General features: G+C 68.2%; 10 protein-coding genes and 1 riboswitch. Of the genes, 2 read left to right on the top strand and 8 right to left on the bottom strand.

Annotated elements, in window-relative coordinates; all coding sequences use genetic code 11:
* Positions 1 to 92 precede the first annotated feature (92 nt).
* From INF26_RS05990 to INF26_RS05975, 4 genes are all read right to left on the bottom strand, one after another.
* On the bottom strand, positions 93 to 3839 hold the full coding sequence (locus INF26_RS05990; RefSeq protein WP_193529885.1) for a phosphoribosylformylglycinamidine synthase: 3747 nt from the start codon (positions 3837 to 3839) through the stop codon (positions 93 to 95).
* 216 nt (positions 3840 to 4055) lie between these two features.
* Complete coding sequence (locus tag INF26_RS05985) at positions 4056 to 4850, bottom strand: energy-coupling factor transporter transmembrane component T family protein (RefSeq protein WP_193529884.1); 795 nt, start codon at positions 4848 to 4850, stop codon at positions 4056 to 4058.
* On the bottom strand, positions 4850 to 6574 hold the full coding sequence (locus INF26_RS08625) for an ABC transporter ATP-binding protein (RefSeq protein ID WP_193529883.1): 1725 nt from the start codon (positions 6572 to 6574) through the stop codon (positions 4850 to 4852). The genes INF26_RS05985 and INF26_RS08625 overlap by 1 nt, the downstream gene beginning before the upstream one ends.
* A 21-nt stretch (positions 6575 to 6595) precedes the next feature.
* Positions 6596 to 7177, bottom strand: a complete 582-nt coding sequence (locus INF26_RS05975) for an ECF transporter S component (protein WP_226371901.1) — start codon at positions 7175 to 7177, stop codon at positions 6596 to 6598.
* 5 nt (positions 7178 to 7182) lie between these two features.
* Positions 7183 to 7328, bottom strand: a riboswitch (FMN riboswitch).
* Positions 7329 to 7402: 74 nt separating this feature from the next.
* On the opposite strand from INF26_RS05975, the gene murB reads away from it, so the two are divergent.
* Positions 7403 to 8326, top strand: a complete 924-nt coding sequence (gene murB, locus INF26_RS05970) for a UDP-N-acetylmuramate dehydrogenase (protein ID WP_193529881.1) — start codon at positions 7403 to 7405, stop codon at positions 8324 to 8326.
* 165 nt (positions 8327 to 8491) lie between these two features.
* Here murB and INF26_RS05965 read toward each other — a convergent pair whose 3' ends face one another.
* Complete coding sequence (locus INF26_RS05965) at positions 8492 to 9856, bottom strand: PFL family protein (protein WP_193529879.1); 1365 nt, start codon at positions 9854 to 9856, stop codon at positions 8492 to 8494.
* A gap of 370 nt (positions 9857 to 10226) precedes the next feature.
* Between INF26_RS05965 and INF26_RS05960 the strand changes: the two genes are divergently transcribed.
* Positions 10227 to 11024 carry an HAD-IIB family hydrolase gene (locus INF26_RS05960; RefSeq protein ID WP_193529878.1) on the top strand — a complete coding sequence of 266 codons (798 nt, stop codon included), beginning with the start codon at positions 10227 to 10229 and terminating at the stop codon, positions 11022 to 11024.
* Between the two features lie 121 nt (positions 11025 to 11145).
* Here the strand turns inward: INF26_RS05960 and INF26_RS05955 are convergent, their stop codons facing one another.
* The 3 genes from INF26_RS05955 to INF26_RS05945 form a co-directional block, all read right to left on the bottom strand.
* Entirely contained in the window at positions 11146 to 13281 is a 2136-nt protein-coding gene (locus INF26_RS05955) for a HelD family protein (RefSeq protein ID WP_193529877.1), read from the bottom strand.
* Between the two features lie 318 nt (positions 13282 to 13599).
* Positions 13600 to 14634 (bottom strand): LacI family DNA-binding transcriptional regulator, encoded by a 1035-nt coding sequence (locus tag INF26_RS05950; protein WP_193529876.1) that lies wholly within the window; start codon positions 14632 to 14634, stop codon positions 13600 to 13602.
* Positions 14635 to 14780: 146 nt separating this feature from the next.
* Positions 14781 to 15422 carry an RpiB/LacA/LacB family sugar-phosphate isomerase gene (locus INF26_RS05945; RefSeq protein ID WP_193529875.1) on the bottom strand — a complete coding sequence of 214 codons (642 nt, stop codon included), beginning with the start codon at positions 15420 to 15422 and terminating at the stop codon, positions 14781 to 14783.
* Between the last annotated feature and the right edge of the window lie 139 nt (positions 15423 to 15561).

Below are 15561 nucleotides of genomic sequence, written 5' to 3'. Positions count from 1 at the left end.
TTTTACGAGTTGCGTCGGCGGTCGCAGGCTTTCTAAGCAGGAGTTCCGCGAAGCGCACTCCTGCGTGAAAGCCTGCGACCGCCTGCCCGGCGCTACTCAGTGAAATAACCCACGCCGCCTTCGATCAGGGGCTGGTACGCGTTGCCAGGCACGTTCTTGTAGAGCCCGGCGCCGGAGCGCTCGGTGTGGCCCATCTTGCCGAGCACGCGGCCGTCCGGCGAGGTGATGCCCTCGATGGCCAGCACGGAGCCGTTGGGGTTGACGTCGAGGCTCATGCCCGGCACGCCGTCCTCGCCCACGTACTGCGTGGCAACCTGGCCGGCGGCCACGAGCTTCTCGACCACCTCGGGGGAGGCCACGAAGCGCCCCTCGCCGTGGGAGATCGCGATGTTGTGGACGTCGCCGACCGCGCACTTGGAGAGCCACGGGCTGAGGTTGCTCGCCACGCGCGTGCGTACCAGACGGCTCTGGTGGCGGCCGATGGTGTTGAACGTCAGCGTGGGCGCGTCGGGGGTGGCCTCGACGATGTCGCCGTAGGGCACGAGACCCAGCTTCACCAGCGCCTGGAAGCCGTTGCAGATGCCCAGCATGAGGCCGTCGCGAGCCTGCAGCAGGTCGCGCACCGCCTCGGTGACCTCGGGAGCGCGGAAGAACGCGGTGATGAACTTGGCCGAGCCCTCGGGCTCGTCGCCGCCGGAGAAGCCGCCGGGGATCATGACGATCTGGCTCTCGCGGATGCGGCGCGCCAGCTCGTGCGTGCTCTCGGCGACCGCCGCGGGCGTGAGGTTGTTGATGACGAAGACGTCCGCCACGGCACCGGCGCGCTCGAAGGCGTGGGCGGTGTCGTACTCGCAGTTCGTGCCCGGGAAGACCGGGATGACGACGCGCGGGCGGGCGACGTGGACCGCCGGGGCGGGACGAGAGACCCCCGCGTCTGCGACGTCGAACGAGACGGCCTCGACCTTCTCGCCCTGGGCGCGATACGGGAACACGGACTCCAGCGCACCCTCCCAGGCCTCCTGCAGCTCGGCCAGGTCGAGGCGCTCGTTGCCTGCGACCAGCTCGTAGGCGTCCGTCGTCGTGCCGAAGAGGGACGCGGTGACGCCCTCGGGCAGCTCGGGAAGCTCGGCGTCGTCGGCGAGCTCCAGGAGGAAGCTGCCGTAGGACGGGCAGAACAGGGCGTCGACGCCAAAGGCCGGGGCGACCTCGATGCCCAGGCGGTTGCCCACGCACATCTTGAAGACGGCCTCGGCCACGCCGCCGTAGCCCATCGTGGAGGCCGCGAGTACCGCGCCCTTCTCGACCAGGCTCTCCACCAGGTCATAGGTGGCGAGAAGGGCGCCCGGCTCCGGGGTGAGCGCGTCGTCGGCGTAGTCCGGCACGATTACGGCCACGCGGTGGCCGGCGGCCTTGAACTCGGGGGAGACCACGCGGCCGACCTTGCCGAGGCCCGTGGCGAAGGACACGAGGGTGGGCGGCACGTCCAGGTCCTCGAAGCTGCCGGACATGGAGTCCTTGCCGCCGATGGAGCCGATGCCCAGGTCGACCTGGGCCATGAGGGCGCCGAGCAGCGCCGCCGTGGGCTTGCCCCAGCGGCTGGGGACGTCGCGCAGGCGCTCGAAGTACTCCTGGAACGTGAGGTAGAGGCCCTTGTGCTCGAAGCCGGTCGCCACCATGCGGCTCACGGACTCGACCACGGAGAGATACGCGCCGGTGTAGGGGTTGGCGCTCATGAGGTAGGGGTTGAAGCCCCAGGCCATGCCGGAGCACGTGGTGGTCTCGCCGTCGACGGGGAGCTTGGCGACCATGGCCTGGGTGGGGGTGAGCTGGGTGCGCCCGCCGAACGGCATGAGCACGGTGGCGGCGCCGATCGTGGAGTCGAAGCGCTCGGAGAGGCCCTTGTTGGAGGCGACGTTGAGGTCGGTCACGAGGGAGCGCATCTTCTCGGAGAGCGTCTCGCCGGCCCAGCCGCGCTCGTACTCGGCGGGCTTCTCCACGCGCACGGAGGTCGCCTTGGGGGCGCCGTTGGACGAGAGGAACTCGCGGCTCACGTCGACGATGGTCTTGCCGCGCCAGCTCATGCGCAGGCGGGACTCCTCGGTGACGGTCGCCACGACGGTGGCCTCGAGGTTCTCCTCGTGGGCGTAGCGCATGAACTCGTCGACGTCCTCGGGCGCCAGCGCCACGGCCATGCGCTCCTGGGACTCGGAGATGGCGAGCTCGGTGCCGTCGAGGCCCTCGTACTTCTTGGGCACGAGGTCGAGGTTGATGTCCAGGCCGTCGGCCAGCTCGCCGATGGCCACGGAGACGCCGCCCGCGCCGAAGTCGTTGCAGCGCTTGATCAGGCGGCACGCGTCCTCGCGGCGGAAGAGGCGCTGGAGCTTGCGCTCGATGGGCGGGTTGCCCTTCTGGACCTCGGCGCCGTCCTTCTCGAGGGACTCGACGTTGTGGGCCTTGGAGGAGCCGGTGGCGCCGCCGATGCCGTCGCGGCCGGTGCGCCCGCCGAGAAGGACGATCTTGTCGCCCGGCGCGGGGCACTCGCGGCGGACGTGGGAGGCCGGGGTGGCGCCCACGACGGCGCCGATCTCCATGCGCTTGGCCACGTAGCCGGGGTGGTAGAGCTCGGAGACCTGGCCGGTGGCCAGGCCGATCTGGTTTCCGTAGCTGGAGTAGCCGGCGGCGGCGGTGGTCACGAGCTTGCGCTGCGGGAGCTTGCCGGCCATGGTCTGGGACACGGGGACCGTGGGGTCGGCCGCGCCGGTCACGCGCATCGCCTGGTAGACGTAGCTGCGGCCCGAGAGCGGGTCGCGGATGGCGCCACCGATGCAGGTCGCCGCGCCGCCGAAGGGCTCGATCTCGGTGGGGTGGTTGTGGGTCTCGTTCTTGAAGAGGAAGAGCCAGTCCTGGTCCTCGCCGTTGACGTCCACGGTGACCTTGACGGTGCAGGCGTTGATCTCCTCGGACTCGTCCAGCCCGGTGAGCTGGCCCGTGTGCTTGAGGTACTTGGCCCCGATCGTGCCCATGTCCATGAGGGTGACGGGACGGTCCTCGCGGCCCAGGCGGGCGCGCATCTCCAGGTAGCGGTCAAACGCGGCCGCTACGACCTTGTCGTCGAACTGGATGTGCTCCAGGACCGTGCCGAAGGTGGTGTGGCGGCAGTGGTCGGACCAGTAGGTGTCGATCATGCGGATCTCGGTGATCGTGGGGACGCGGCCCTCGCCGGCGAAGTACTCCTGGCAGAAGGTGATGTCTGCGAGGTCCATGGCCAAGCCCAGGCTGTCGATCATGTCCTGGAGCTGCTTCTGGTCGAGCTCGAGGAAGCCGTCGAGCACCTCGACGTCCGCCGGCTCGGGATAGCTCTGGCGCAGGGTCTCGCGCTCCTCGAGGCTCGCCTCGCGCGCCTCGACGGGGTTGATCACGTAGTGCTTGATCGCCGCGAGCGCCTCGTCGGTGCAGGCGCCCTCGATCACGTAGACCTTGGCGCAGCGCACGGTGGGGCGCTCGCCCTGGGAGATGAGCTGCACGCACTCGGCGGCGGAGTCGGCGCGCTGGTCGAACTGGCCGGGCAGCGCCTCGACGGCGAAGACGCGCACGTCCTTCTCACCCTGCGCCGTCGGGAGCTCGCGGCAGGTGACGTCCACCTGCGGCTCGGAGAAGACGACGGGCACGCAGCGCTCGAAGAGCTCGTCGCTCAGGCCCTCGACGTCGTAACGGTTGATGATGCGCAGGCGCGCGTCGGGCGCCAGCCCCTCGGAGACGACGTTTGCGAGCTCGGCCAGGAGCTGCTTCGCCTCCACGTCAAAGCCCGGCTTCTTCTCCACGTAGATGCGAGAGACCATGCGCTGCTACCTCCGGTGTGTGCACGGGGTTCCATAGAGGTCTCCATTCTACGGCAAACGCCGGACGTGCGTCCCGTGGGCCCCGTCGGTGTTCCTCCGAGAAGTGCGCTGCGCGGAACCTCGCCATATGCCGCGGGGCGAGGCGGAGTTCCTCCGAGAAGTGCGCTTCGCGGAACTTCTCTCCGGAACACCGCCTCGCCGGCAGATGTCGGGTTCCTAACCGAGAAAAATGAGTGTGAGGACGAACGCTGCTGTGAGGGTGGCGGCTATGAGGTCGCGGTGGGTGAGGCGCTGGTCGTGGTAGTGGGTGCGGCCTGCCCCGCCCTCGTAGCAGCGGGCGTCGAGGGCGCGCGCCAGGCCGTCGGCATGGCGAAGGCCGCTGGCGAGCAGCGCCACCACCACGGGGACGACCGAGCGCACGCGCCGCGCTGGGCCGCCCTCGTCGAGTCCGCCGCCGCGCAGCGCCTGGGCGTCCATGATCGCGGAGGCCTCGTCGGCGAGCGTGGGGACGAAGCGCAGCATGAGAGAGAAGACCATGGCGATCTCGTGCCCGGGCAGCCCGACGCGCGAGAGCGGGGAGAGCAGCGAGTCGAGGGCGTCCGAGAGCTGCGTGGGGGTGGTGGTGAGCAGCACGAGGGAGCCCAGGACGAGTGCGAGGGAAAAGCGGACGGTGTAGAGGGCCGCCGCCCAGACGCCGCCGGCGGTGACGCTCACCGGCCCGAGGGACAGCAGTGGGTCTCCCGTCCGGACGAAGACCAGGTTGAAGAGCGAGAGCATGGCGAGAAACACCACGAGCGGGCGGACGGAGGCGAGGACGCGGCTGCCCGGCACGCGTGCCGCGAAGAGGACGGCCAAAACGAAGGCCGTACCGGCTATGAGCTGCGGTGCGTTTGTGACGCAGAAGACCGCCACCAGTGCGGAGAGCGCACAGAGGAGCTTGACCCGGGCGTCCATCCGGTGGACGGGGGAGTCGGCGGCGTAGTACTGGCCGATGTCGATGCGCAGCGCCATCAGGACTCGCCCCCTCGGATTGCGGCGACGAGCTCGTCGGTGGTGAGGGGGTCGCCCAGGGAGGGCCAGCCGCCCCGCTCGAGCGCGCGAGCGACGCGCAGCGCGCGCGGTATGCCGAGCCCGATCTCGGTGAGGCGACGCTCGTTCCCGGCCGAGAAGACCTCCGTCGGCGTGCCGCTGACGACAACGCGCCCCTGGTCGAGCACCATGACGCGGTCCGCCCGCGCGGCGTCCTCCATGCTGTGCGTGACCTGTACGAGGGTGACGCCGAGCCCGCGCAGGCGGGCGAGCGCGCTTCTCAGCATCGCACGGCCACGGGGGTCAAGGCCGGCGGTCGGTTCGTCGAGCACGAGGATGCGCGGCTCCATGGCGAGTATGCCGGCGAGCGCGCAGAGGCGGCGCTGCCCCCCGGAGAGCTTGAACGGGGAGGCCCCGCGCCGGTCGGCCAGCCCCACGAGCTCCAGCGCCCTCGTCACGCGGCGGTCCACCTCATCCGCGGGAAGCCCCAGGTTGCGCGGTCCGAACGCCACGTCCTTCTCGACCGTCTCGGCGAAGAGCTGCCGCTCCGGGTGCTGCATGACATAGCCGACGAGCCGGCGCGCCCCCCGGCGTCCGCGCCTCGTCGAGGTGTCGTTGCCGCGTACCAGGACGCGCCCCTCGTCGGGGACCTCGAGGCCGCAGACCAGCCGCAGCAGCGTGGACTTTCCGGAGCCCGTCTGGCCGACGATCGCCGTCGAGGTGCCGGGGACGACCTCGAGCGACACATCCCCGAGCGCGCGCGAGCCCAGCCGGTACGAGAAGCTCGCGTGCTCGACCTGTAAATCGGGGACAGCCCCCGATCCACGCACATCTTTGGTGTGGGGGCGCGACGACATAGAACCTTTCTGTGAGTCGGGGACTGCCCCCAATTCGCGGACGAGGGTGGACTCGTCGCAGGTCCAGGGAAGGCCGAGCCGCTGCGAGAGCCGCGCCGCGAACGGGACCTCCAGGCCGAGCTCGCCGAGCTTCTCGCCATGCGAGAAGACCTCCTCCGGGGTGCCCGCCAGCGCCACGTGCCCGTGGTCGAGGACGATCACGCGGTCGGCCTCGAGGGCCTCCTCCATGAAGTGGGTCACGTGGACGAGCGCGGTGCCCGTTGCGGCGAGTCGCCCCATGACGCGCACGATCGCCGAGCGCCCGCGCACGTCGAGCAGCGACCCCGGCTCGTCCAGCACGAGCACGGCCGGCTCCATCGCCAGCGCGCCGGCGATGCACACGCGCTGCCGCTGGCCCCCCGAGAGACGGGACGGGTCCGCCTGCGCGTAGTCCTCCATGGCAACGCGGTGCAGCTCGCGGGCTACGCGTGCGGCGATCTCCCCACGGGGCAGGCCGAGGTTCTCCGGCCCGAAGGCGACGTCGTCCTCCACGACGCTCGTGACGATCTGGTCGTCCGGGTTCTGGAACACCAGGCCGAGCGAGCGGCGCGCGCGACGGTATGCCTCAAGGTCGGGCTGGCCGTCCGCGCACACGAGCTCGTCCACGAGCTCGACCTCGCCCTCGTCGGGGGCGAGCAGCCCGCAGATCACCGAGGCGAGCGTGGACTTGCCGGAGCCGTTCGCCCCGAGCACGCAGACCCGCTCGCCGCGGCGCAGCTCGAGGGAGACGTCATCGAGCGCGGTGACGCCCCCCTCGTAGAAGAGGCTCACGTGCGAGAGTCGCACGAGCGTGTCCGTCGAGGCCGCCACGACCTTCTCGCCTGCCGGCGCCTAGCGGTTGACGAGCGCGGAGACCGGCCTCTGGACGAGAGCGGTCACGACGCAGTTGAGAATGATCTTGAGCAGGTTGAACGGCAGCAGGATCGGTACGATCATGGCGACGACCTCGGCCGTGGAGACCGCGGTGTAGAGCGGCGTCACGACGATGTTGCCGAGGATGCACGCGGCGAGCGAGACCACGCCGCCGACCGCCATGCCCGCGGCAAGCCCCCGCGTCCCGCCCACGCCGCGCGCGACGAGGGCGGCGGGCACGCAGAGCGCCACGCCGGCGAGGATGGCCATGAGATGTCCCCACACGTTGAAGCTGAAGAGCGTCTTGAGCACCCAGGGGAGCACGGCCACGACGGCTCCGGTGGCGGGCCCGTAGACGAGCGCGGCGACGAAGGCGACGATCCCGGACGGGTCGTACATGAGCCACGGTGCGGGCGGGAAGATGGGAATCTCCACGAAGGTGAGGACGAACGCCAGGGCGCAGAGCAGCGCTGTCGTGGCGATTCGCTGGGTGGACCAGGCTCCTCCCGTGGTGGTGGAGTGGGAGTCGTGCGAGACGTGCGTGCGCGTGGAAACGGCCATGAGGCCCTCCGTTTCTTCCATCCGGACTGTGACCGTTGGTCCCGGAATCGCACCGGGTCAGCCGCCTTTTTCGCGGGTCGCGGACTGGGGGCGCCGCTCACGGCCGCCCGTCACCGCCAGTGGGGACTTTCACCCCGTCCTGAAACTGACGGCGTCAGTGTAGCACTTTGGGGTCGTGCCGTCGCTGCTATACTGGGGCAATCTGATGTGCGTCGAAAGGAAAGCATGCCCGAGAGCGAGAGCCCCCGAGAGCCCCTCGAGTGGCGGCTGCGCGCCATCGTGGGCGAGGAGAACGTCCTCGTCGACGAGCCCATGAGCGAGCACACCACGTTCAAGGTGGGAGGCCCGGCCGACCTCTACGTCATCCCCGAGAGCTTCGACGAGCTGCGCGAGGTCCTTCTCGCCTGCGACGAGGCGGGCGTGCGGCGCTTCCTGCTCGGGCGCGGGTCCGACCTGCTGGTCTCCGACGAGGGCTACCGTGGCGTCATCGTCGCTGTGGGCGACGGCCTGGTGGGCGTCTCCGTGGACGGCACGCAGATGACCTGTCAGGCGGGCGTCGACCTGCGCGAGGCCTCGGAGATGGCCTGCGAGCTGGGGCTCTCCGGCCTCGAGTTCGCGTGCGGGATCCCGGGGTCGGTCGGCGGCGCGTGCTTCATGAACGCCGGGGCGTACGGCGGCTGCGTCGCCGACGTGCTGGAGAGCGTGCGCGTGCTGCTCCCGGACGGGTCGCAGGAGACCCTGGGCGTGGACGAGCTCGACCTCGGCTACCGCCGGAGCCGCGTGGCGAGCGAGGGGCTGGTCGTGCTCTCCGCCACGTTCGACCTCGAGAAGGGCGACCCCGAGAAGATCCGCGCCACGATGGACGACCTCACGCACCAGCGCGAGGAGAAGCAGCCGCTGGAGATGGCGAGCGCGGGGAGCACGTTCAAGCGCCCCGAGGGCCACTTCGCCGGCAAGCTGATCATGGACGCCGGGCTGCAGGGCTATCGCGTGGGCGGTGCCGAGGTCTCCCGCAAGCACGCCGGGTTTGTCGTCAACACGGGCGGCGCCACGGCGGCGGACGTCCACGCGGTGATCGAGCACGTCCAGGACGAGGTCGAGCGTCAGTTCCGCGTGCGCCTGGAGCCCGAGGTGCGCTTCCTGGGGTAGATCCGGGAGCGCGGGTTAGGAATTCGCTTTCGTCCCCGTGCGGAAACGTATTCGGGTTAGAAATCCCGGCGCGTCCCCCCCCCCCCGAAACGATGCCGCAGAGGGGGACGCGCCGGGATTCTTAACACGCGCGGCGAGATGGGCCTCGATTCGTCGCCCTTCTCGCTAGTTCTTGAGGCTGTTGAGCGGGGCGGGGAAGCGGCCGCCGCGGTGCGCGAAGACGCTGCCGGCGAAGCGGTTGACGGGCATGACCGGCGCGGAGCCGAAGAGACCGCCAAACTCGAGCATGTCGCCCTCCTTGCGGCCGATGGCCGGGATGAGGCGCACCGCCGTGGTCTTGGTGTTGATGACGCCGATGGCCATCTCGTCGGCGATGATGCCGGCGATGGTCTCCACGGAGGTGTCGCCGGGCACGGCGATCATGTCCAGGCCCACGGAGCATACGCAGGTCATGGCCTCGAGCTTCTCCAGGCTGAGCGCGCCGTCCACGGCCGCGCGGATCATGCCCGCGTCCTCGGAGACGGGGATGAACGCGCCGGACAGGCCGCCCACGCTGGAGGACGCCATGACGCCGCCCTTCTTGACGGCGTCGTTGAGCAGCGCGAGCGCGCACGTGGTGCCGGGGCCGCCGCACTCGCCCACGCCGATGATCTCCAGGATCTTGGCGACCGAGTCACCGGCGGCCGGGGTCGGCGCCAGCGACAGGTCCACGATGCCCTTCTCCACGCCCAGACGACGGCTGGCCTCGCGGCTCATGAGCTCGCCGGCGCGCGTGATCTTGAAGGCGGTCTTCTTGATCTTCTCGGCCACGTCCATGAGGCTCGCGGACTCCGGCAGCTCCGCCAGGGCGGCGGCCATGACGCCGGGGCCGGAGACGCCCACGTTGATCACGGCGTCGGCCTCGCCGGAGCCGTGCACCGCGCCCGCCATGAACGGCGAGTCCTCGACCATGTTGGCAAAGACGACGAACTTGGCGGCGCCGTAGCAGTCGATGTCCTCGGTGCGGCGCGCGCACTCGAGGATCGTCTCGGCGGAGAGCAGCACGGCGTCCATGTTGATGCCGGCGCGCGTTGAGGCGATGTTGAGCGAGGAGCACACACGCTCGGTGGTGGCCAGCGCCTCGGGGACGCTCGCGATGAGCTTGCGGTCCGTGGCACCCATGCCCTTCTGCACGAGCGCGGAGAAGCCGCCCATGAAGTCGATGCCCAGGGACTCGGCCGCGCGGTCCATGGCGTGAGCGAGCGGGGAGAGGTCCTCGTCGGCGCAGCCGGCCGCAATCTGCGCGATCGGCGTCACCGAGACGCGCTTGTTGGCGATGGGGATGCCGAACTCGGCCTCCAGGTCCTCAGCCGTCTCCACGAGGCGCTCGGCCGTGTGCGTGATGCGGTCGTAGACCTTGTCGCACATGCGACCCATGTCCTCGTCGGCGCAGCCCGCGAGCGAGATGCCCATCGTGATGGTTCGAAGGTCGAGGTTCTGCTCGGAGACCATGGAGAGGGTCTCGGCGACTTCCTGCGGGGTGATGTCCACGTTGGGCCTTTCGTCGTGCGGCGTGCCGTTGCGGGACCCATTATACGGGCCCCGGAGGGTTTGGGTTCGGTTTGAGGGGCTCTGGCGAGTATAAATACGAACCGCAAGCTCATGGGCTGTGCTTATGTGATTTCCAACGAAGCCGGGCGAACCCAAACCCGAATCGGGTTTGGGTTCGAAAAACGGGACGAAGGCCCGCGTCGCATACTGGGTCACCGGTCTGAGCTGCAGAAATATAAGTCGTAATCGCTCTCAAGCCGAAGTCTCGAACCCAAACCCGTTTCGAGTCGCGAAGGGACGGCGAGAAGGACGGGTCCCGGGGTGCAATGCGGTATGCTCTGTCTCAGACAACCCCGAGCGAGGAGGCTTCGTGGTCGAGAAGAACCAGGGTCCCGTCGTCGCATTCTTTGACGTGGACGGCACGCTGACCAGCAGGGAGTTCAACGACGGTCTGCATGTCGTGCCCACCGCGGGCGTGCAGGAGGCGATACGAGCCTTCGTCGCCGCCGGCAACGTGGCCGTGGTCTGCTCCGGGCGCAGCATACTCAACCTCGAGGACCTGCTCCACCTTCCGTTCGCGGGATACGTGACGCTCGACGGCACGCACGTGATCCTCGACGACGAGGTCGTCTACGACCGCACGATCGAGCGCGCGACGCTGCGTCGGACGGTGGAAGAGATGCATCGCATCGGCATGGAGGCACTCATCGAGGGAACCTTCGGCAATGTCATGGTGCGCTCGGGCAAGGGGCAGATGGACTACTGCGCGGGCGTCCCCTCGATCGAGGACTACGAGCGCGACGGCGGCCGCATGGACTTCGGCAAGATCGACTTCACCGACGACAGCCTCGACGCATGCCGTGGGAGCGAGTATCTGATGGGCGCCTACACGTATCTCAACGTGGGCGACGGCAACCACGAGCTCACCATCCCGGGCACGAGCAAGGGCGTGGGCGGGCGGGCCTTGCTCGACGCGCTGCCCTTCGAGCCCTCGCACGTCTTCGCCTTCGGCGACTCTGAGAACGACCTCGAGATCCTCCGCCTCGCCGACACGGCCGTGGTCATGGGCAACGCGCGCGAGAACGTCAAGGCCCACGCGGACTACGTCACCGACGACGTCCGCGACGACGGCGTCGTCACCGCCCTGCGCCACTTCGGCCTGATCTAGCCGAGAAGCACGGCTGCCTGCCGGCGACCAAAGTCCGCCGCGAGTTCTGCAGCCGCATCGTTCTTATGCGGCGAAGCTGTTCGAAGCGCTGGACTTTGGTCGCCGGCAGGCAGCAGCCGGGTTATCTCGCGCTCAGCATCGGCGTAAGCGGACCCTGCGCGAGCACGGTCACACGGTGCGTCGCGCGCGAGAGTGCCGTGTAGAGGCGCCTGCGCGCGAGCGGCGTGTCGGGGTAGACCTCCGCCTGCGCGTCGGGGACGATGACGTGGTCGAACTCAAGTCCCTTTGCCACGCGCAGGGGCAGCAGCACCACGCCCTCCGCGGGCAGCGACATCCCGCCGCGGATCACCCTCACCGCGTCGCCCAGCTGCTTGGCGAGCCAGCTCGCGCGCGCGTCGCTCTCGGCCACCACGGCCGTGAGGCCCTCGCCCGGCTCGGTGACCGCCGCGCGCAGCGCCTCGAGATAGGCATCCCGATCGTCAAAGGAGCGGATCACGGGCGCGACGCCCTCGCGCTGCACCGAGGTGAGGCGTCGGCGCTCGTCCGGCTCCAGCAGGCCGCAGAAGAGCTCGGTGATCTCCGGCGAGGAGCGGTAGCTCGTGAGCAGGCGGCACTCGTCGACGCTGCCGTGCGTGGCGCCGAAGATCTCCGCGATGCGCGAGAACGTGGCCGTCCCCTCAAAGATCGCCTGGTGCTCGTCTCCCAGAAGCAGGAAGTGCGCGCGCGAGAAGAACCGTGCGAGCACCATGAGCTGGGCCTCGGTGTAGTCCTGGACCTCGTCGACCATGACGAAGCGCGCGTCGCGGCTTCCGATGCCCGTGAAGACGAGCCGCAGGTAGAGCCACTCGGTCGCGGAGAGCGCCTGCGCGCCCAGCAGGCGCATGCCGATGCGGTCGAAGCGCAGCCACGCGAGGCGCTCGATCGCGTCGTGGGCGTCCTCGTAGAGATGCTCCACGTAGCGCTTGGCGTAGGCGACGGTCTCCTCCTCGTCGTCCGGGGAGAGCGTCTCGCCGAAGATCTCGTACTGGCGCTCCACGTCCAGGCCGAGCATCTCCTCCTGGACTTCCTCGTTGCGCGCCATCTGCGCGAGCCGGCGGTTCAGGCGGTCGTGCAGCTCCTCCTTCACGAGCGCGGTGAAACGCGGCCCCACGTCGAACTCCGCGAACTTCTCGACGGCGCTTCTCACCTGGCTCGCCTTGAGGAGCGTCTCGTCTCCGAGGCGGATCTCGCGCAGGTCGTCCGGCTCGAGGACGAGCGTGCGCGCCGCCTCGTCCAGCCGGCGCAGGGCTTCGGGCGTCGTCGAGAGACCGAGGTCGCGCTCCCCGGCGCCCTGCTCGGCCACGAAGGCGCGCCAGGTCACGGTCCGCGGGTTGGACTCGCCCATGCTCGGCAGGACCGTGTCGATGTAGCTCTCGAAGACGTCGTTGGGCGAGAAGAGCCAGACCTGGCTCGGGTCGAGCGTCTTGCGCTCCTGGTAGAGCAGAAACGCGATGCGCTGGAGCAGCACCGACGTCTTGCCGGACCCCGCGATGCCGTTGACCAGCAGCACGGGGACGTCCTCGTGGCGCACGACCTCGTTCTGCTCGCGCTGGATCGTGGCGGTGATCGCCTGGAGCTTCTCGGTGTGACGTCGCTTGAGGGCGCCCAGCAGCAGCGAGTCCTGGATCGCCACCGTGGTGTCGAAGTAGGAGCGCAGCTCGTCGCGCACGATGTCGAACTGCCGGCGCAGCGTGAGGTTCACGTTGCGCGTCTTGCCGTCCACCTGGTAGGAGGTCGGCCCCATCTCCTGGTTGTAGTAGGTCTCCGCGACGGGGGAGCGCCAGTCCACCACCAGCGGGCGGCTGCGCTCGTCGGTCATGCCGGCGGCGCCGATGTAGACGTCGCGCGGCGGCCGCCCCGGGCGCATCTCGAGCGTGACCTTCGCGAAGTACGGCTGCATGAGCAACAGCATCACGCGGCGGAGCTTGTCGACGTTGAAGTCGTGGTACTGGTTGTAGGCGTCGATGATCGAGTTGAGCGTCTCGATGGCGGCGAGGGTCTCGATCGTCTCGTCCGCGCCGCCGAAGTCCAGGCGGACCTCCTCGCTCATGTCGATGAGGTCCTGCTTGGCGCCCTGGTGGTTGGACTCCAGGTCCTGCGAGATGTCGTCGCGGATCTGCAGCAGCTTGGCGTAGAGCTCGGAGAGGTGGTCCTGCTCGGCCGCAAAGATCGGGTCGTCGTGACTGTCGGTGCGCGTGCTCTCGACGTTCTCGGACAAGGTTCCCCCTTCGCGCGGCGTGGATTTTTGAGTTATCAATGGTACGCCATAGCGCGTGATGCTGCCGGCGAGAGCGATTGCGGCCAGGCGTTCTCGGGAGCCGACATGACGCGTGCGCGGCGAGCTCGCATAAACGCACGTTGCCGGTAACTGCCGATATTGCGTGCCGAGAAGAACGCAGAATCGTCAATCATCGTCCTGACGGGGCCGATTTGGACAATGATTTGCGATGCTGCATTGCCCGAGGGCGCTTGGAGCCCGCAGCATCGAGCAAAACCGGTAATTGTCGATTCTGCATGCCCGCGAGAGCGATTGCGGCTAGGCATCCTCGGGAGCCGACATGATGGTCCCGCGCCACTTGGTCTTGCAGCTGAGCACCCGGTGGACCTTCTCGTCGTCGTCGTTCGCAATGAGGTCGAGCAGGATGCGGCAGGCTTCGCGCCCCTCCTCGAAGGCCGGCTGTTCGATGGAGCTCACGCTGGGGAAGGCGACGCCCGCCCAGTCGAAGTTGTCAAAGCCCACGAGCCCCACCTTATCGGGCATGAGGGGGTAGAACTCACGCATGGCAACGTAGATGTCCGGCAGGGCCCAGCAGTTCGGGGCAAAGACGAGCGTCGGGGTCTCGCCGTCGATGTGGGCACGAAGGAACTCCCGCACGCTTTCGATGTCAACGGAGGAGGGGCCGATCTCCAGCTCGGAGAACGGCAACTCTGCCTTCTGCAGCGCGTCAACGAAGCCCGAGAAGCGCTCGATGCGCGAGCTCAGCAGTTGCGGGGCGGCGGCAACAAGAAGAAAGCGCTGGTAGCCGCAGGCGACGCAGTGCTCAATTGCCTGATAGGCAGCCTCATAGTTGTCCGTCTTCACCCAGTTGGAGGCAAAGTCGTACAGCTTGGAGTCAAAGAACACGAGCTTCTTGCCGGCGGCCTCTATGCTCTCTGCGATTGCCTTGAACTGGGCCGTTGGCTGCACGATGAACCCATCGACGCCCAGTGCGATCAGGCGGTCGATGTAGGAGTGCTCCGCCTCGCTGTCGTAGTTGGAGGAGCATATGAGCAGGCGGTACCCCTCGTGGTCCGCCACAGACCCGACGCCCTTGACGAAGCGGTTGGAGAACTCGTTGGTGACGTCGCCGATGATGACTCCGATGAGCTTGGTGCTCTTTGCGTTCATGCCGCGTGCGAGGGGGTTGGGCTGGTAGTCGGTCTTCCGAATCGCCCCCTCGATTCTCCGGCGCGTCTCTTCGGACATGCGGTCAGTGTGCCCGTTGAGATAGAAGGAGACGGTTGTCTTTGAGGTGCCGGCCATCTGGGCGATATCGGTTATCGTGATGCGCTTCTTTTGGGCGGGCGGCATATTCTCCTCGATTCGATAGGTTTACTAAACCAAGATACACGTCTTCCCCCACATGGTCGACGGGAGTGCGGCTGCCGAATGGCGTTCATAAAAACTGCCCCTCAGAAAGAGGGGCAGCGAGGGTCGAGCTCCTATGGGCGGTACGACTAGAGCCCTAGGATCTCCTTCACCTTGGCGACGATGGCCTCGTCGGTTGCGTTGGCGAAGAAGTACTCCTGGAAGTGCTCTCCCGAGAGGGCGCCGCGCACGAGCTCGGGGTCGAGGGCGTCAAGAATCTCGGTGAGGGGCTTGAAGGCGGCGGCGCGCACGCCGTCGAGGATCTTCTTGTTGCGCTGCTCGGGGACCACGCGGTCGGCGGGGTAGCCGTTGCCGGAGCCAAAGCCGAAGAGCTTCTCGAAGGTGTACTCGAGGTTGAGCTCCTGGCCCCACCCGTTCTTGAGCGCGAAGGGCATGGACACGGCGTTGCCATCATTGACCTGAGCGAAGGTGTAGGCGTCAAGCGGGTCGGCGACGTGGCCGCAGAGCACGCCCGGGAAGCTGTTGCAGGCGAGCATGGCGCCCTCGCCGGTGCCGCAGCCGGTGACCACGTAGTCGGCGGCGCCGGAGTTGATCAGCACGGCGCAGAGAATGCCGTTCTGAACGTAGGTGAGGGGGTTGGAGCCCTCCTCGGCGTACATGCCGTAGTTGAAGACGGCGTGGCCCATGGGTTCGACGACCTTGCGCAGCGCGGCCTCGATCATGGGGTTCTTGGCGTTCTGGCTATTCTCATTGATGAGGGCAATCTTCATGGGGGCTCCTTACCTGGGTGGTGACGGCTTGTCCCAACGGGGACGTGTGCTCTTAGAATTGTGCTAATAAACCAGTTTGTCAATATTTAAGCTTAGTAAACCCGTTCACGGAAGAAATCTCTCCGTTCGGAAGCCAAAA

The organism is Thermophilibacter gallinarum, assembly GCF_014982725.1.
GTDB lineage: Bacteria > Actinomycetota > Coriobacteriia > Coriobacteriales > Atopobiaceae > Thermophilibacter > Thermophilibacter gallinarum.
This window is presented reverse-complemented; position numbering and strand designations above follow the sequence as displayed.